The organism is Prevotella sp. Sow4_E9_plate, assembly GCF_052116205.1.
Lineage (GTDB): Bacteria > Bacteroidota > Bacteroidia > Bacteroidales > Bacteroidaceae > Prevotella.
This window is the reverse complement of sequence record NZ_JBQKLN010000011.1, coordinates 31,675-49,503: the sequence shown is the minus strand read 5'-3', so window position 1 is coordinate 49,503 and position 17,829 is coordinate 31,675. Positions and strand designations below refer to the sequence as shown.

Below are 17,829 nucleotides of genomic sequence, written 5' to 3'. Positions count from 1 at the left end.
TTATGTATAGTAAATGCGAATTTAATAGGCACAAAAAACAAGTCCGATGGTAGGATTGACATACCCAGCCGTCCTTTTATAAGCATACAGTTCAGCAAGTTTTTCCATCCTTCAAGCGTAGGTATATTGCAAGAAACAATGACACGAGCATCCATATACATCTAAAGTCTTTGCAAGGAAAAGCTTTCTTGAATGGCATTAAGATAAGAAAACTCGATTAAAACAAAAGAAGAATAGTTCAGAGCAATCATATGTTGATTGCTCTGAATCGTTCATAGAGAGCCATAAGTCTTTAGCTTGTGGGTAGTTCAAGAAAACAACTTTCAGAAAAAGGCCACCTTACTCTATTCCCAGAATCAGGTAGCCCAATTTCACATCAGAGCCCATCATGGTTACCCAAATATTTTATCTCCAAAACGAGAAATTAATTCCTCTTTAAGATCATTTGGCAAATTGCTACCCCAAAATACACTATCCCCAATGTTAGTTATACTATCAGGAATAACAAGACTACGCAAAGAAGAGCAACCACTAAATGCACTATTCTCAATACTTATTACACTATCAGGAATAACAAGACTAAGCAAAGAAGAGCAATAACAAAATGCACCATATTCAATGCTAGTAACGCTATCAGGAATAACAAGACTACGCAAAGAAGAGCAATAACAAAATGCACCAAGCCCAATACTAGTTACACTATCAGGAATAACAACGCTACTCAAAGAAGAGCAATAACAAAATGCACCAAGCCCAATACTAGTTACACTATCAGGAATAACAACGCTACTCAAAGAAGAGCAACCACTAAATGCATTATCTCCAATACTTGTTACACTATCAGGAATAACAAGACTACCCAAAGAAGAGCAACCACTAAATGCACTATCCCCAATACTAGTTACACTATTAGGAATAACGAGACTACCCAATGAAGAGCAACCACTAAATGCACTATCCCCAATACTGGTAACACTATCAGGAAGAACAAGGCTACTCAAAGAAGAGCAATCACTAAATGCTTCATTCCCAATGCTAGTAACACTATCAGGAATAACAAGACTACGCAAAGAAGAGCAATCGCTAAATGCAAAATTCCCAATGCTAGTAACTCCATCAGGAATGACATATGACGTAGCATTTTTGTCTCTAAACGAGATAATTCTACTTTTTTCATTATTAAATAATACATGATTGTCATAAATAAAATACGGTGACAAACTTTTCAGTTCACCGTTCCAACCATCAAATGCCCTATCATCAATGCTAGTTACACCATCAGGAATGACAAGACTTTTCAAAGAAGAACAACCACTAAATGCCCTATCCCCAATGCTAGTAACACTATCAGGAAGAACAAGACTACGCAATGAAGAGCAACCACTAAATGCACTATCCCCAATACTGGTAACACTATCAGGAAGAACAAGGCTACTCAAAGAAGAGCAACCATAAAAGGCCATATCCCCAATGCTAGTAACTCCATCAGGAATGACAAGACTACGCAAAGAAGAGCAACCATCAAATGCACCATCACCAATGCTAGTTACACTATCAGGAATAACAAGACTACGCAAAGATGAGCAACCACTAAATGCACTATTCCCAATGGAAGTAACACTATTAGGAATAACAAGACTACGCAAAGAAGAGCAACCACTAAATGCAAAATTCCCAATGCTAGTAACTCCATCAGGAATGACAAGACTACGCAAAGAAGAGCAATCCCAAAATGCACCAAGCCCAATACTAGTTACACTATCAGGAATTTCGAGGTTTTTCAAAGAATAGCACTCACTAAATGCCCTATCCCCTATGCTAGTAACACTATGAGAAAGGACAAGACTACACAAAGAAGAGCAATAACAAAATGCATCATCTCCAATACTTGTAACGCTATCAGGAATAACAAGGCTACGCAAAGAATCGTTACACCAAAATGCACTATTGCCAATACGAGTAACACTATCAGGAATAACAAGAGTACTCAAAGAAGAGTGACCACTAAATGCCCCATCCCCAATGCTAGTTACACTATCAGAAATAACAAGACTCGTCAAAGATTCGCAATCCTCAAATGCACTATCCCCAATGATAGTAACACCGTTAGGAATAACAAGACTACGCAAAGAAGTGCAACCATCAAATGCACTATCCCCTATACGAGTCACACTATCGGGAATAACAAGACTACTCAAAGAATAGCAATCACAAAATGCACCATCCCCAATGCTAGTAACTCCATCAGGAATGACATATGATGTAGTATCTTTGTCTCTGAACGAGATAATTGTGCTTTTGTCCTTATCAAACAATATTTTATTATCATAAATAAAGTAAGGTGGCAAGCTTTTCAGTTCACCATACCACTTGCAAAAGGGATTACCTTTCAAGTTCACTACACTACAAGGAATAACAAGACTCTCCAAAGAACAGCAACCAGAAAATACACTATCCCCAATGCAAGTAACGCTGTCAGGAATGATAAGACTGCTCAAAGAAGTACAATTCTTAAATGCTTTATCCCCTATACTAGTAACACTATCAGGAATGACGAGACTGCTCAAAGATTCACAATCATAAAATGCACTCTTCCCAATACTTGTAACACTGTCAGGAATAACAAGACTACACAAAGAAGAGCAACCATCAAATGCACCATCCCCAATACTTGTAACGCTATTAGGAATAACAAGACTACGCAAAGAAGAGCAACCACTAAATGCACCATCTCCAATACTTGTAACGCTATCAGGAAGAACAAGACTCTTCAAAGAAGAGCAAGCCCAAAATGCCCTATCTCCAATACTAGTAACACTATTAGGAATAACAAGACTACTCAAAGATCTGCAACCAAAAAATGCACCATCACCAATGGTAGTTACACTATCAGAAATAACGAGACTACTCAAAGAAACGCAATCACTAAATGCACTATTCCCAATGGAAGTAACACTATTAGGAATAACGAGACTGCTTAACAAATCGCAATCACTAAATGCCTCATTCCCAATGAAAATAACACTGTCAGGAAGAATAAGACTCTTCAAAGATTTGCAACAACAAAATGCCAAATCACAAATAATATTTGTCCCCTCTTTTATGGCATAAGTACCCTTAAGCTTTTGTGGAACTTTCAATAGTTTTCTTCCATCTTTGCTGTATTTTACGCCAAATTCATCTGTAATGGCCTCATTTAACTCTGCTTTCGTTGCTACTGTTGACATATCCTCTACTTTCAACTGACAAGCCCCCAGAGAATCACCATCCACCCAATCCATCAATAGTACCGGATATTTCTCCTCTTTACCTTGACTCTGAACCAAGAGTTCCTTCTCCAGATACTTCACAGAACTACTGTTGGAAGACGCATCAGCACATTCTTTCTGAGCTTTCGTAAAACACTTGAGAGCATAACATTTCCCGGTAGTCTTGTCCTGCATCTTGAATACCACGGAAGAATCACCACTGATGTGACAGGGTTCTCCGTGACCATCTAATACGACAGAAAGGTGAGTCAACTTGTCAAGATTGACACCGGCATCTTGAATAGCCTTCATATATTCTAATAGGGTTGGATACTGCATAGCTTTTACAATTAATGATTCATATAGCCGTATGAATATACGACATGGCAAAAGTACACATTAAATTTCAAACCAACAAAAGAAACTGCAGAAAAATGATTAATCATCGCTTATTATTTCTATTCCAATGGAAATATATGAGAGAATATCCATTTCTATGTCGTGTACATCTGTAAATCGACCAAACAAAAGGTAATGAAATCGGCTACTATGTATCCAACGGCAAGGCCAACTGGTATATGAAACTAGAAAGATACTCTAGCAGTACCGTCTTTGTCAAGAATGCAGAGTCATTAACAACCAATTTTCAGGATGCCCAAAAGAAAATTGAAGAATTGAAAGTAGTCTACAAGAAGTAATCATTCATTATTCTGGATGTTCCTATTATATAAGAGGTACTATATAGAGTCAAATAGTACTCATATATAGCACCTCTCTATACATTTATTCAAATCGTAAGGAAAACAATCATTACACTTACACATTGTTACACATATCCAAATTTATTAAAACATATAGAAAGCGCATGTAGGTTATCAGTAACATTTTGCTGGTATTATTTTCTTCTTCCAAACATTCTGCGTACCTTTGCACTCGAAAAGTTAACAAAGAGTATTAATTAAAAAGGTAAGATTATGAAGAAGATTGTTTTTATGGTAATGATGGCAATGGCAGTTCTTTCAACCAACGCACAGAACGAGTACCCAACAGCCAAAGTAGAGAAGCACGATGTAGCTATCCTGGTTATCGACATGCAGAATGACTTCGTCGATCCTAAGGGAAAGTTGTGTGTAGCTGGCGCAAAGGCTACGATACCGGCAATCAATAAGCTCATCGCATATGGCAGAAGCAAGAACTGGAAAGTAGTCTGGGTAACCCGCGACCACAGATCATCTGGTGTTGATGTCGATGCACCACGTATCCCCCTCTTTGTTGAAGGAAAAACGGGTTATTGCGTACCAGGAACCTGGGGTGGAGCACTCGTAGATGGTCTCAAGCCGGAGAAAGAAGACATCATGTCACCCAAGTTCAGAAACTCAGCCTTCTTCAACACAAATCTTGATCTCATGTTAAGACGCATGGGTGTCAGGACAGTTGTCTTGGCCGGTACACAGTATCCAAACTGTGTCAGAGGTACAGCCAATGACGCCATGAGCTATGACTATGAAACTGTCGTTTGTACAGATGCCTGTTCGGCAAAGACTCCAGAAGTTGCTGCAGCCAACGTATTTGACATGAAAAATATGGGCATCAAATGTATTTCCTTGGATGAAGTAGAAAAAGAGTACAAGTAAATTCAAACAGGCAGGAAACATGAGAAAGCTATATATAAGTGCCCTACTGGCCATGTCTTCACTCTCATTGTTCGCCCAAAAGTCAACCTGGGCAGACAACATAAGGATATCAGGCTTTGCCATTGCTCAATACCAATGGACAAACCCCAAAGATAATGAAGCTAATACCTTCAATCTCAGAATGGCAAGACTGGCATTGGATGGCAAGGTCGCAGGAGATTTTTACTGGAAAACACAACTCCAGATAACAGGCAACACTTCTACCCTCGCCAGTTCACCACGCGTGGTAGATTTGTTCATTGAATGGCAAAAATACAAGGCTTTCAATGTAAGAGTAGGTGAATTCCAGGTACCCTTTACATTTGAGAGTCCAATCCACCCTGTAGATGTAGGCTTCATGGATAATGGGCAGGCAGTTCTGAAATTCACAGGCTACAGTGATCGTTCAGGCATGCATTCAAGCAACGGTAGAGATATCGGTATCATGGCAGAAGGAGACTTCCTGGAGAATGAAAACGGCAGAAACCTTCTTCATTATGGTGTAAGTGTCGTAAACGGCCAGGGCATCAATCTCAAAGACGTAGATCAGAGAAAGAATGTGGTAGCCAGTTTCTGGGTGATGCCAATTGAGGGTATGCGTATTGGTGTTTCCGGCTGGGAAGGTAGCTACGCCCGAAAAGGCACCTGGACGGACGAAACTTCAGGCGAGCAGAAAAAGGGAGTGAGAAGTCTCCCTCAGTACAGATATGCCATCAGTGGAGAATATGATTCTAATGGATGGACATTCCGCTCAGAATACATCCACTCTACAGGAAAAGCCTTTGCAAAAACAATGACCAACACGAACGATGACAGTGCTTCGGACTGCAATTTGTCAGACAATGGCAACAAAGCAGACGGTTTCTATGCCTTAGGTATTGTGCCTGTGCTAAAGAACAAAGTGAGTCTAAAGGCTCGATATGACCTCTACAGAAATAATGGTGAATGGAATTCAGCCCAAACCTTCTACGAAGCAGGCGCCGATTACTATTTCACCAAAAATCTGAAATTCTCTGCAGAGTATGCCTTAGTCAATAACCGTACACTTAGCAAGCATAACTACAGCTTGATTAACACAGAACTTTCCATAAAATTTTAATCATATGGGGGATGCAGGAACAGAATGCATCCCCCATAAATCTTATGTTGTTATTAGTCATAAGCTATCTACTTCATAAAAGCAACATAACGCCACTTGGAATCTTTAGTATTCAGCTTCTTATAATCGAGATACACCAAAGCTTTCCACACAGCAATAACCGCATCATCCAGATTAACCCCCTGTGATGCATTCTGTTCATCCAACTCTATCAAGTTCAGAACAATTCGTTTGTTTACATCGATAAAAGACTTCAACTTTTCCATAAAGCAAAAATTTAATTGCAATTGCAAATATAACAAAATCCATTGAAAAGACAATATCCAACCGGAAAAATATAACTCTACTCATCAAAATAGACCAAAAGAGCGTTTTTTTCCATGAAAACATCAAAAATTGCAAAAATATTTTTCTATACAGATACTCTGCACAGAAACTTCCTACCTTTGCATCGTGATTCAGAGAAACCGAGTAATGGTTCCAAGGTGCTGGCTAACTATTTTAAAATTATGGGAAGTATATTTTTGTTTATGTTCTTTGCATGGCTGTTGAAAGGTTTTGGCAAAGCCATTACCCACACCGACAAGAAAAAGCCTCGTACCAGCTGGGATAGACTCAGCTATGAGCAGAAGGCATGGATTCATGACCATGACAACGGAAGATAAGGTATCTACAAAATATTAGGAGTTTACATTCCATCAAGAATGGCCTTACCGACAATGAGAACGACAACAGGTAAAAATATAGCGCTTACGAACCTGTTCTTTCGTGAATGCATCCATTCAATCGACAAATCAAGGAGGATTCTTGCTTCCGGAATCCTCCTTTTGTATCTTTTTGTGCAGGAAAAAGTTAAAATTTGGCTACTCCGCAAATAGATTGCGGAGTTATTTGCTATCTTTGCAATAGAATTTAAAAAGAATAGCTTATGCCAGCAAACAAGAATGCCCTGATAAGGTACAAGACGATAGATAATTGCCTGAGAAACAAGTATCGCCGATGGACCATCGACAACCTGGTGGATGCTTGCAGCGATGCTCTCTATGACATGGAAGGCATCTCAAAAGGCGTGTCTTTGAGAACCGTGCAGGCAGACCTGCAGATTATGCGTAGTGACAAGCTGGGCTACAATGCCCCTATAGAGGTGTATGACGGCAAATACTACCGCTATGCAGACCCCAACTATTCCATCTTCGACATGCCTCTGTCTGAAAACGACTATGAGATCATGAAAGAAGCCGTAGAAATGCTCAAGCAACTGGAGGACTTTGACCACTTCTCGGAAATGGCAGACGTGGTGGGAAGACTGCAAGACAAGCTGTCTATCAGCAAAAGCAACAGAAAGCCCATCATCCACTTTGACTCGGTGCCAAACCTTAAAGGCTTGGAACTCCTGAACCCTCTCTACAATTACATAGCCAACAAGCAGACTCTGAGAATCATGTATCAGTCATTCAACGCAAAGGAGGCAAACGAATACATCCTCTACCCTTATCTGCTGAAGGAATACAGAAACAGATGGTTCCTTTTCGGCTCAGTGAAGAAAGACCTGGTCCTATATAACTTGGCTCTTGACAGAATGGTATCCATTGAACCAATCGAAGAGCCATTCCGTGAGAATCCCAAGTTCGATAGCGAGAAGTTCTTTGACGATGTCATAGGAGTGAGCAAGAATATCGACAACAAGCCTCGCACCATCAAGTTCTGGGCTTCCAGAGAACAGAGTAAGTATATCCAGACCAAACCCCTTCATCACAGCCAGCAGCTCATCCGAGAAAACAAGGACGGCAGCTGCATCTTCAAGATCTCCGTGGTCATCAACTTCGAGCTCTACTCCGTCCTCATGAGCTATGGCCCAGGAGTAAGAGTCATCTCTCCCCGATGTGCCGTGAGCTATATGAAAGACAAGACAAAGGAAATGGCAGACATCTATGAAGAGCCTTTCCATTTCGAAGAAGGCGACAATTGAAGACAACAATTAAAAAGAAGAAAGAAATGAAAGAACAGAACAATAATCAACCAGAGCAGTACGCTATCCAGGAAAGAATCAGCAAACACCTTCGGGAAATCGAGGAGCAACACCACATCAAAATACTGTATGCCGTAGAATCCGGCAGCAGGGCATGGGACTTCTCATCTCCTGACAGCGATTGGGATGTACGCTTCATCTATGTCCATGAACCAGAGTGGTACTTCCATATCGAAGAGCAAAAGGATACCATCGAGCAGATGTTCCCTGATGAAACAGACATGTCCGGCTGGGATCTGAAGAAAGCCCTGCGCCTCTTCAAAAGCTCCAACCCTTCACTCTGAGAAAAAGACCAGTCATGATGACAAGCTCAACAAGCTGATGTACGATACAGTAAACAGAATAGCCACGGAAATATCCAACGCCGCATCTGTACTGCTGCTCAAATAGTAAAATACAAGAAGACTCAAAGCCACATTCCTGAAGGTAAACAGAAATGTGGTTTTAAGTTTTTTATATTGAAAGGAAGTTTTCTACTATGAACTAAAAGAAAAAGCTCCCAGTACAGTAAATCTAATAAAAGTGCTATTTAAATGGCTCACAATGAACTTTTAACACTAAAAATACTGGATTACTCAAAAAATTGCTTAACTTTGCATCCATAACAGTTACTCATTAATTTGCTGTTCCTTTGTTAAAAAATGACTACAAGGGGCATAATTATTTACTAAGAAGCTGTTATTATTTCCCCTATATATCAGGGGTATGTGGAATTTTAAACAAGATTCAAACATATGGCAACAAATTTCAAAACTCTTAAGGAGTATTTTTACCCAGATAATGGTAGTAAAATATTCATCATACCGAGTTACCAAAGGGGGTATAAGTGGTCTGTTAAAGAATCCAAAGGCGAGACTTCGGTTGAGTATTTGGTTTCTAGCCTTATTAAGTCCTATCATAATAATCCTAACCAGCAGTTTTTTCTTCAAGGAATGACTGTTGTTGAAGAGGGTAATGAGGTAACCCTAATAGATGGACAACAGAGAACTACAACATTATATCTCTTATTGTGGTGTCTTGACCCTAAAAATATAATACATAAAGATATTTCTTTGAACTATAGTATTCGAAAGCAATCAAAAGAGTTCCTGGAGAAACTGAAAGAACCAGAATTTGACTACAACTCATTTGATTCTGATAACAAAATTCAAGACATCTACTATTTTAAGCAGGCAATCAGCCAGATAAACAAACTCATTGCAGAGATTACTGACAGGACTGATTTCTTGAATTATCTTTTGAATAAAATAAGTCTACTTTATATCGTCATAGATCGCACTAAAGCTGTCCGTACATTTACAATGATGAACGGACAAAAAGCTATTATGCATGATGAAGAACTCATTAAAGCAGAGATGCTCCATATCGTTTCACTTCCTGAAGAGATTAAAGGCCTCCCAAAAATGAGAAGTGTAGAAGACACATATGCAGTTCTTCAAGAAATCATATCTGTTGAATGGGAAAACAACGCACTACGCTCAAAATATGCTAGAGAATGGGACAAATGGCTTTATTGGTGGAATAGAAAAGATGTCAAGGAGTTCTTTAATGTCAATAAGCCAATGGGATTGCTCCTTGAATATTATTTCAAGAAGAAATCAGGTTCAAAAAATGAATTTTCCTACAAATCATTTAATCAGCTTATTCCTGACGGTAATAAAACAAGTGCAAAAGAAGTATTTAAGGAACTTCGCGATTTACAAAAAGAATTCGAGGATGTCTTTAATGCACCTACATCATATAATTATCTGAAACTATCTCTTATTGGCTCAAATGGTGAGGCAGAAGATAAATATAATATAATTATATACTTTCTGGAACACAAACGTGATTATGAAGCAATGAATGATTACGCCAAGTGGCGTTTAGTTGGATGTACTCATAAAGAAATTGTAGAAGAATATACTATCGATGCTATAAATACAGAAATGCAAACTCCTAATTCAGAAAAGCGTGTAGAAAAAGCAAAGATAACATTAGAGAAACTGTCAAATTCTCATGTCTATAATGTCGCAAATGACGAAGCCTTTAAGCAATTATTATGGCTTAACGTTACTGAGTATAACAGACTTAATGCACAGAATGGTGTGAAATTTGATTTTTCAATATGGGAAAATAAATCTCTTGAGCATATATATCCAAAATCGAAGTTCTTTCACACTGAATATGATAAAGAACATGACACGGTTTTATATATTAGAGGAGATGGTAAAGAGATAGAAAAAGACCAAATTTCAGAGTTGAAGGATTCACAAGCCGTATTCAGCAACAATTCAAGATATAGCGAACATTGTATCGGAAATCTTGTACTGCTATATGGTATAAATAATTCCGAATTTGGCAATCTGCCTTTTGAAGAGAAAAAACAAAAGTTTTTCAATAATGAGAGGTGCTTTGAAAGTAGAAATCTACTCCATACTATATCCTCATTTGCTAGCAGCAACTGGGAAATAGAAGATATTGAGAAGAGTGCAGATAAATTCCTCGAACTTTTTAAGAAATTATACAATTTAGATTAGACATGAATAAGGTTATAAGTTTTATTAGTGGCAAAGAATACTCATTAGCAGACCTTTTTGGAGGTGATACAAAGATTATCATCCCTGATCTGCAACGTGATTATTGCTGGGGCAATTATGCTGTAACAGACAGAAAATCTAGCAAGACAAAGGAACTCGTATCTGACTTCGTAAAGAATATTGTCGAGTTATTTGAAGAAAAGAGTGACTCTTCTCTCACCATGGGGCTAATTTACGGGTACGAACAACCACATAATCATATCCAGATATGTGATGGTCAACAAAGATTGACAACTCTTTTCTTGATTTTGGGCTACATAAACATTAAGTGTTCTGGCGTATATGACGATTATATTATCTCAAAACAGGAAAGAAAAGACGATTATGAGCCACATCTGCAATATGCAATCCGTGAAAGTACCCTCTATTTCTTAAGCGATCTTTCACGTAACGTGTTCATCGAAAGAAATACAGAAGTTACTGATATAAAACTATCAAACTGGTATTTCGCAGAATATGACAACGATGCATCTATTCAAAGTATGATTGCTGCACTGCAAATCATAGATAATGTATTTAATTCGTTGGAATTTAATTGTTTTTTGGAACTTGGAAAATTTGTTTTGAATAATCTTAGAGTTCTCTATTATGACATGGAGAACCGTTCAAGAGGAGAAGAAACTTATGTTATAATAAACACTACTGGTGAGCCTTTATCACCCACAGAAAACATCAAGCCAATACTTCTTGGTAATTCCAAATTAACCAAGGAGCAAGTCCAATTGTATTCAGACCAATGGGAAGATAGAGAAGAATGGTTCTGGAATCATCGTGGGACTGACACAACTTCAGACAATGGCATGCAAGTTTTTTTTATGTGGTATTGGCAGATTGGGCTTATGCAGGAAAGAGCTTGGGTGAATGAAAAACCTGTGCCTTTGAATCCAAGAAATCTGTTCATAAGTGCTCCAACAAAGATGAAAGAGTCAACAAAAGAAGTAAAACTGAGTATGGAAAATTATGAGAAATTCCGTTCTCTTGACAATATTGAAAAGTATTTTAAGGCATTGACAAGACTTGTTGAAAAAATAACTAGCGATGTTGAGCTTCAGACTATTCTGCATAGTATTTATAGAAGACAGAATAAGGATATAGCCCTAGATAATCAAGAAAATGTCTGGCAATGGCTTAGAAATGCTGATTTGGATATCGTTTTGCCACTGATTGCATTGTTAGCAGAACATCCTAATACAAAACAGCTTACAGCATTTACACGTCGCATTAGAAGAAATTACTTCGATGGTTTGTGGGCGAAAGATGAAAATAATGTAGCTACAAGAAGGGGACAAAACAAAATGGATTGGCGCTATTTGATACAAATAATTAACCAAGTAGAAGATAAAGATCTGCTCAATATTGAAAACGAAAAGATTACATTCTCTAAAATTCCTCTCATCGACATTCCTATATGGTATGACAAGAATGAGCAAATCAAGGACAAACTTCGTGAGGAACACCCTGAAGCCATAGACTTATGGGAGGATAATGAATACCTAATGGGCGATTTAACTCCACTTTGGAACGATTGTAACAAAGAGGATATTGACTTTGAAACTCTTAAGGAACGTTTCTTGAAAATAGACAAGTTATGCAGAATGCTTAATGAAGACCAAGTAAAAAAAGAAGAATACCAGTTCTCGAATTGGTATAGACTGTACCGTGTAATTTCCGGACTCGTTCAGATTGGACATATCCAACGAACAAAATGGGAATATGAGGGCTGCTACTTTTCCCACAAGGATGAAACACCATGGTGGCTTGAAAAATCTCAAATAATGGAACTCATATCAAGTGACGACCAAATTGAATATATGAAGAACTATATTCGACATGAGGTATCTGAGTTTATCAGAGCCCCTCATGACCATATTGAATTGATAAAGTCTTGGCTTACACTAAAGGTTTTGAAAGCAGATACTTGTAAGGAAGGAGTATATCTTCTCAATTATTATGATGACAGAGCTGTTTCTGCCTATATAGATATTCAATCTAATTATATAATTCCATATGAATCATTTAATTGGGGAAATATTTTATTAGGTTACTCGTATAGTTATACCATCTACCCAGCTCGTGACAGCTGGAATTGGCAACAAGTTGCCAATCTGGATTCTCCTTTGTTCGATATTCCGTATATAGGTTATGATAACGATGAACATCATATCGAAAACGATGATATAAAAAAAGCTCATGATTATATCAATGTTTTAATAGATTCATTTCTGAACAACAACGCTATTGTCAAATGAGAGAAGAGATAGTCAAATATCATCACATACTTATATGCTCACGCCCATTATCCCCCAAGGGCGTGAGCATAGTCTTTAACAAACAAATATTAATAAAATAATAGAGTCGAATGCCAACTCCCTAATAAGAGATTGCAAAATTCACATACGGAGGCGAGAAATGTAGAAAACTGCTTAAAAAGCTCCAAGATAGCATAATAAGGTAGGTGAATGAGCACCTTCCTCGCAAACAAAGAGTAATATCTTTATAAAATCCAACCATCATTTATCAGAGCTTCGTCACATGGAATCAAGATTAATGCTTTGCAACGTTTTCAGTTTTGCAGGCCAGTATAATCAACAGTAATCTTTGCTCGTCACCTGACAGTATCCTTTGGGTAAGTTCCACCTGGGCAGAATCCTTGAATGACTGCGCTATCGACATGAGCTGAGAAAGTTCTCTCATCAATAAAGGGTGCTTCACAGAAGATACAATCTGAAAAGACACCCTATCATATAGGGCCCAATCTACAAGTGTATACTGCTGGAAGGCACGACAGATTGCCTCTGCCCTACCCTCGCCGTCCATTTGAAAGGAATAGATACGGCGCTTGACCATTTGTCTGTTTCTGTTACAATTCATCATTTCTTTCTAAGTTTTTAATGCAAAGATAGAAGAAATGGGTGTAAAATCACTTCACACATCAAAAATAATTCAACTTGTGCAACATATTTTCCTACTTTTCCGTTATCTTTGTACCAAAATTATAAGAAACAAAATAAAACAAGATAATATGGCAATCAACCAATTAAACAAATATGTCTGGCTCGTGGAAACCATCCACCGGGCAAAGAAAAGGGGCGGCATCACCCTGAAGGAAATCCAAAGCAGATGGTCGGACTCTGACCTCAGTGAGGGAACGGAACTCTCCCGAAGAACCTTCATCAACAACATCCATAGCATCGAGGAACTGTTTGAGATAAACATCGAATGTGGCAGCGGATACCGCTACAACATCGAGTATGGCGACTGCTTCGAGGAAGGAAGTACCCGAAGTTGGATGCTCAATGCCTTCTCCCTCCATGCCATGGTTAGCAACAGCCGCAAGCTCAAGGAACGAGTCCTTCTTGAGGACATGCCTTCTGGCAGAAACTTTCTGGAAGACATCATCAAGGCCATGCGTGACAACCATGTCATTTTCATCTCTTACTATAGTTACAATTCCGAGAAGTATTATGAGTTTGACATCCATCCTTATTTCGTGAAGGCTTTCAAGAAACGCTGGTATGTGGTTGCCTATAGCCCTGGCACAGACGATATCCGTTGTTATGCCCTTGACCGTATGGAAAATGTCATCATCTCAGACAAAGTTTTCAAGATGCCAAAGGATTTGAAACCGGCCGAATATTTCAAGGATTGCTTCGGAATCATCAATAACGAGGATTCCGAAGTTCAGAAGGTGGTGCTCAAGATAGATGCCTTCCAGAGCAACTACATACGTAATCTTCCTCTCCATGAGTCTCAAAAGGAAATGAAGCGTACCGATGAATACTCCATCTTTGAGTATCACCTGAAACCAGAGTTTGATTTCGAACAGGAGATTTTCTCCAACATGGACACCATGGAAGTACTGGAACCACAATGGCTAAGGGAAGAGGTGAGTGAAAGGTTGAGAAACCTTGCTAAGAAATACAAGATCTGCCCTTCTTAACTCCTCTCAACAAATGATTAAGGCGGTAAATACGTAATTTTGTATTTACCGCCATTTTCATTTCTGCCAAGGAAAATGATATTGATGCAAACTATTTTGAATCATAAGGAAATGACGATTCGTGTTCATCACTTTTTCCCCCGGATACCAGTAAACAAAAGTCATGAAAAGTATCACCATAAAAATATATAAAGCAATATATTTTAAGGCACCATAAAACCAACGTTTCATTTGACTGATCTCTTTGGTATTTAAGATTTGAATTGCAACTCTCACATCAGCCTTATTAAGACCTTTGCTACCATCAACTTTTACAAGATGTTCACGTTGATTGAACAGGAGATTCTCTTCATCATCTAAAATGACATAACGATAAGGCTCCTTGGCATTCAATCTCAACCATTCTGCGATTTCCAATCCTTTTGCCTCATGTAAGCATTGCCACTCTTTAGTACCGTCTGCACTACAGAAAGTGATGGAATTACATGAAGGAGTCAAGTCAGTAACTTCACCTGGCAAATGATACTCCTTCCATAATTGCCGTATGTACTCCACGCCTTGCAATCGCCAGGTGGAAGAAATGATGACCTTGGCATCACATCTTTCCAACAAGCGGCGTAACTTGCCTATCGCTTTCTGATCAAACTTACCTTTAGGAGTATTGAGCACTCCATCGAAATCCAAAAATATATACTTCTCCATAGGGGATATTTAATTTTAATTATACATTAGAATCCTATCTTTCTCTTGGCCCTGGTTCCTTCCAACCTCTCGCTCTCGCAAAACTCGGTAAGAGACTTGACCATCTTCTCCGGACTACCATGCAAAATGGTCTGAATGGTGTAATGACGGGCAATATTCTCAATCTCACCACCACTGAAATCATAGCGGGCAGCAAGGAAAGAAGCATCAGCATCCTCCAAAGAAGGTATCATCGCTTGCCAAATCTGTGAGCGGCAAGCCAAATCAGGCTTCTCAAATTTAACTTTATAGAGGAAACGACGCTCAAAAGCCTTGTCCATGTTCTCTGCGAGGTTGGTTGTGGCGATGAGAATACCATCCAGCTGCTCTATCTCCTGAAGGATGATGTTCTGAATACTGTTCTCCATCTTCTCCACAGCTCTTTCCGCTCCCACCTGCCGCTTGCCGATGATAGCATCAGCCTCATTGAATAACAGGATAGGAGCCTTGACAGATTGCTTCACCTTCTGCTTATAGTCATCGAAGATACCCTTGATGTTCTTTTCGCTCTCGCCAACCCACATGCTCTTAACCTCTGACACGTTCACCTGAATCAGGTCACGCCCTGTCTTCCTTGCTATCTGAAGAACAGTCTCCGTCTTGCCAGTACCAGGCGGGCCATAGAAAAGACAAGCAAAGCCACTCCTGAAATTGGTTTCCCTCAGACGATTTCTGATACTCTGGTAGTGCTCTTCCTCCAAGAGTGTTGCCAGCTCATCAACTTGCTTTCGTTCCTTACTGTTGTAGAACAGCTGCTTGGGTTTGATGTCCTCAAATGACAACATCCCTCCCTTCGGCCGGACACCACGCATGGAAGACAGGTTGAGTTCAGAGAAGAGCAGTTTCTTGGCATCGTCTGTAATCTTGAAGGACTCCCTGTCCACAAAGCCATCATCATTGGTATACTCGATAAACTTCTCCACTAAGAACAAATGGTCACCTTGGCTCAAGCCTCTCTTTGCCCATCTCCAGGCAGCCTCTCCCTCCTCGTAGAGAAATTCCAAGTCGTGATAGCGGATATCGTCATCACCATCTATGACAAAGAGTGTACAGAACAACAGGAAAAGAGGAAATTCTGTATCCTCCACATCTATGTCAAATGAAGATATGGCCTTGACAAAAGCCAGGTTCTCATTCTTGCGAACCAATGCCCTGAGCTTCTTTTTCAAAATTTGCCTGTCAAGTTTCCTGCGACGGCATTTTGTGAACAGTTCATTGAACTTGTCAAACAATTCCCTGGCTGTAAGCTCCTCCACATCAGAGGGTATATAACGTTGATTCTGCTGAAATGCCTCCATCACCTCCATGGGGATGCAGTAGTAAAGACCTTCATCCTTACTCCGGCAGACATATTCCCTGTCAACAAGTTCCTCTGTCTCCTTGGAATATCGAAGCAAGCTAAGGATTCTGCAATCCAGAAAATCCGTATAGTCAGAAAACTGGATGTGATTGTCATCACACCTGTCGGCAAACAATGCCATGATGGCACTGGCACGCTTGGAGATACACAACTTGTCAGAAACAAATCCAAGATATGGGTCTGCCTCCTGATAGAACTTCTCACCAAGTGAAGAACCCTTGGCCTTGTCTACGATAATCTCGAAGGCTTGGAGCAAGTCCATCTGCTCCATACCTTTCTTACATGACGTTTGCATAACCATAATAGCACTACATTAATACATATAATTTTCTCCATGAGGGAAAGACTTTTGAAGTCAGTTCCTCCCAATATGGTTCTCAAATAAGGTCTGTTTCCCATCAGTCATCTTTTTTAAATGAAGAAATCATCCTCTTCTTCGTCCTCACCATTAGGAAACATAACACTTCTCTCATACTCAGGGTCATAAAAATTATACCCATTCTTCACCTGCCGGATTTTCTTCTGGATGGCACCAATCTTCTTCAGCTCAGAAAGCTGCAGATGATCCTGCCTGAACTCCGATATCTCCTCCAACTCTCTCTCAAAGGAATCTACTTCAGCCTGAAATTCATTAAATTCTGACTCAGATTCTTCGAAGAGGTCAGTATCAAGAGCCTCATTCAGACGTCTGTTCATTTCCTCCAATTTCATCTTTAATGCCGTATTCATCTGTCTGATATTTTAAAAGTAAAACAATTGACACTCATATACTTTGTGCCTGATTCTGTATTCTGGTGCAAAGTTACGGGGCAGCTATGAAAGTTCGTTTCACAGGTTGAAAATATTTTCTCCAGAGCAACTATTTTTCTCAACATTCAGCTAATTTTGGATATATGACCGATAGTATAGCCTTAACCATTAACTCGGTAAGCAACTTTTTAGCGAAGAAGCAATTTGTATATATGTTCTTTGTTACCATCAGTCATATTAAAATCTATAAATAGGACAGTTTCTTAAAGAATATTTGTAAATTACAGGTTAATATAATGTAAAAAGAAGACTTAGGTGAATAACTTAAGGCATTTTTTTATATCTTTGCAACATAAAAAATCGTCAAAACGTGAGAAATAGCCTACTATTATCTCATCAAAACGTGAGAA

14 protein-coding genes are annotated in these 17,829 nt (G+C 39.1%); 8 read left to right on the top strand and 6 right to left on the bottom strand.

The window, feature by feature from the left end:
• Window positions 1-392 precede the first annotated feature (392 nt).
• On the bottom strand, window positions 393-3,587 hold the full coding sequence (locus tag ACTQ53_RS06330) for a leucine-rich repeat domain-containing protein (protein WP_441932467.1): 3,195 nt from the start codon (window positions 3,585-3,587) through the stop codon (window positions 393-395).
• Between the two features lie 635 nt (window positions 3,588-4,222).
• Between ACTQ53_RS06330 and ACTQ53_RS06325 the strand changes: the two genes are divergently transcribed.
• Both ACTQ53_RS06325 and ACTQ53_RS06320 read left to right on the top strand, forming a co-directional pair.
• Window positions 4,223-4,882: a cysteine hydrolase family protein gene (locus tag ACTQ53_RS06325; RefSeq protein ID WP_006847929.1), complete on the top strand. Its 660-nt coding sequence runs from the start codon at window positions 4,223-4,225 to the stop codon at window positions 4,880-4,882.
• A 19-nt stretch (window positions 4,883-4,901) separates the two neighbouring features.
• Entirely contained in the window at window positions 4,902-6,020 is a 1,119-nt protein-coding gene (locus ACTQ53_RS06320; RefSeq protein WP_441932466.1) for a porin, read from the top strand.
• A gap of 68 nt (window positions 6,021-6,088) precedes the next feature.
• On the opposite strand, the gene ACTQ53_RS06315 is transcribed toward ACTQ53_RS06320, so the two are convergent.
• The gene (locus ACTQ53_RS06315) at window positions 6,089-6,286 is read right to left on the bottom strand and encodes a hypothetical protein (protein WP_441932465.1); all 198 of its coding nucleotides are present in this window, start codon (window positions 6,284-6,286) and stop codon (window positions 6,089-6,091) included.
• Window positions 6,287-6,529: 243 nt separating this feature from the next.
• Between ACTQ53_RS06315 and ACTQ53_RS06310 the strand changes: the two genes are divergently transcribed.
• From ACTQ53_RS06310 to ACTQ53_RS06290, 5 genes are all read left to right on the top strand, one after another.
• Window positions 6,530-6,685 carry a hypothetical protein gene (locus ACTQ53_RS06310; protein WP_287594451.1) on the top strand — a complete coding sequence of 52 codons (156 nt, stop codon included), beginning with the start codon at window positions 6,530-6,532 and terminating at the stop codon, window positions 6,683-6,685.
• A 263-nt stretch (window positions 6,686-6,948) separates the two neighbouring features.
• Window positions 6,949-7,989 (top strand): helix-turn-helix transcriptional regulator, encoded by a 1,041-nt coding sequence (locus tag ACTQ53_RS06305; RefSeq protein WP_441932464.1) that lies wholly within the window; start codon window positions 6,949-6,951, stop codon window positions 7,987-7,989.
• Between the two features lie 26 nt (window positions 7,990-8,015).
• Window positions 8,016-8,333: a nucleotidyltransferase domain-containing protein gene (locus ACTQ53_RS06300; protein WP_441932463.1), complete on the top strand. Its 318-nt coding sequence runs from the start codon at window positions 8,016-8,018 to the stop codon at window positions 8,331-8,333.
• 450 nt (window positions 8,334-8,783) lie between these two features.
• Window positions 8,784-10,568 (top strand): GmrSD restriction endonuclease domain-containing protein, encoded by a 1,785-nt coding sequence (locus ACTQ53_RS06295; protein ID WP_441932462.1) that lies wholly within the window; start codon window positions 8,784-8,786, stop codon window positions 10,566-10,568.
• A 2-nt stretch (window positions 10,569-10,570) separates the two neighbouring features.
• Window positions 10,571-12,877 (top strand): DUF262 domain-containing protein, encoded by a 2,307-nt coding sequence (locus tag ACTQ53_RS06290; RefSeq protein ID WP_441932461.1) that lies wholly within the window; start codon window positions 10,571-10,573, stop codon window positions 12,875-12,877.
• A 295-nt stretch (window positions 12,878-13,172) separates the two neighbouring features.
• On the opposite strand, the gene ACTQ53_RS06285 is transcribed toward ACTQ53_RS06290, so the two are convergent.
• Window positions 13,173-13,502, bottom strand: a complete 330-nt coding sequence (locus ACTQ53_RS06285) for a hypothetical protein (RefSeq protein ID WP_441932460.1) — start codon at window positions 13,500-13,502, stop codon at window positions 13,173-13,175.
• Window positions 13,503-13,650: 148 nt separating this feature from the next.
• Between ACTQ53_RS06285 and ACTQ53_RS06280 the strand changes: the two genes are divergently transcribed.
• The gene (locus ACTQ53_RS06280; RefSeq protein ID WP_441932459.1) at window positions 13,651-14,568 is read left to right on the top strand and encodes a helix-turn-helix transcriptional regulator; all 918 of its coding nucleotides are present in this window, start codon (window positions 13,651-13,653) and stop codon (window positions 14,566-14,568) included.
• A 57-nt stretch (window positions 14,569-14,625) separates the two neighbouring features.
• On the opposite strand, the gene ACTQ53_RS06275 is transcribed toward ACTQ53_RS06280, so the two are convergent.
• The 3 genes from ACTQ53_RS06275 to ACTQ53_RS06265 all read right to left on the bottom strand — a co-directional run bounded on the left by ACTQ53_RS06275 (window position 14,626) and on the right by ACTQ53_RS06265 (window position 17,398).
• Window positions 14,626-15,270 carry an HAD domain-containing protein gene (locus ACTQ53_RS06275; protein WP_441932458.1) on the bottom strand — a complete coding sequence of 215 codons (645 nt, stop codon included), beginning with the start codon at window positions 15,268-15,270 and terminating at the stop codon, window positions 14,626-14,628.
• 26 nt (window positions 15,271-15,296) lie between these two features.
• A complete protein-coding gene (locus tag ACTQ53_RS06270) occupies window positions 15,297-16,940 on the bottom strand; it encodes an ATP-binding protein (RefSeq protein WP_441932457.1) in 1,644 nt (547 codons plus the stop codon).
• A gap of 140 nt (window positions 16,941-17,080) precedes the next feature.
• A complete protein-coding gene (locus tag ACTQ53_RS06265) occupies window positions 17,081-17,398 on the bottom strand; it encodes a hypothetical protein (RefSeq protein ID WP_006847953.1) in 318 nt (105 codons plus the stop codon).
• Between the last annotated feature and the right edge of the window lie 431 nt (window positions 17,399-17,829).

Coding starts and splice junctions, on each gene's coding strand:
- ACTQ53_RS06290 (WP_441932461.1), top strand. CDS start 10,571: ATGAATAAGGTTATAAGTTTTATTAGTGGCAAAGAATACTCATTAGCA.
- ACTQ53_RS06295 (WP_441932462.1), top strand. CDS start 8,784: ATGGCAACAAATTTCAAAACTCTTAAGGAGTATTTTTACCCAGATAAT.
- ACTQ53_RS06310 (WP_287594451.1), top strand. CDS start 6,530: ATGGGAAGTATATTTTTGTTTATGTTCTTTGCATGGCTGTTGAAAGGT.
- ACTQ53_RS06265 (WP_006847953.1), bottom strand. CDS start 17,398: ATGAATACGGCATTAAAGATGAAATTGGAGGAAATGAACAGACGTCTG.
- ACTQ53_RS06285 (WP_441932460.1), bottom strand. CDS start 13,502: ATGATGAATTGTAACAGAAACAGACAAATGGTCAAGCGCCGTATCTAT.
- ACTQ53_RS06315 (WP_441932465.1), bottom strand. CDS start 6,286: ATGGAAAAGTTGAAGTCTTTTATCGATGTAAACAAACGAATTGTTCTG.
- ACTQ53_RS06320 (WP_441932466.1), top strand. CDS start 4,902: ATGAGAAAGCTATATATAAGTGCCCTACTGGCCATGTCTTCACTCTCA.
- ACTQ53_RS06305 (WP_441932464.1), top strand. CDS start 6,949: ATGCCAGCAAACAAGAATGCCCTGATAAGGTACAAGACGATAGATAAT.
- ACTQ53_RS06275 (WP_441932458.1), bottom strand. CDS start 15,270: ATGGAGAAGTATATATTTTTGGATTTCGATGGAGTGCTCAATACTCCT.
- ACTQ53_RS06325 (WP_006847929.1), top strand. CDS start 4,223: ATGAAGAAGATTGTTTTTATGGTAATGATGGCAATGGCAGTTCTTTCA.
- ACTQ53_RS06330 (WP_441932467.1), bottom strand. CDS start 3,587: ATGCAGTATCCAACCCTATTAGAATATATGAAGGCTATTCAAGATGCC.
- ACTQ53_RS06300 (WP_441932463.1), top strand. CDS start 8,016: ATGAAAGAACAGAACAATAATCAACCAGAGCAGTACGCTATCCAGGAA.
- ACTQ53_RS06270 (WP_441932457.1), bottom strand. CDS start 16,940: ATGGAGCAGATGGACTTGCTCCAAGCCTTCGAGATTATCGTAGACAAG.
- ACTQ53_RS06280 (WP_441932459.1), top strand. CDS start 13,651: ATGGCAATCAACCAATTAAACAAATATGTCTGGCTCGTGGAAACCATC.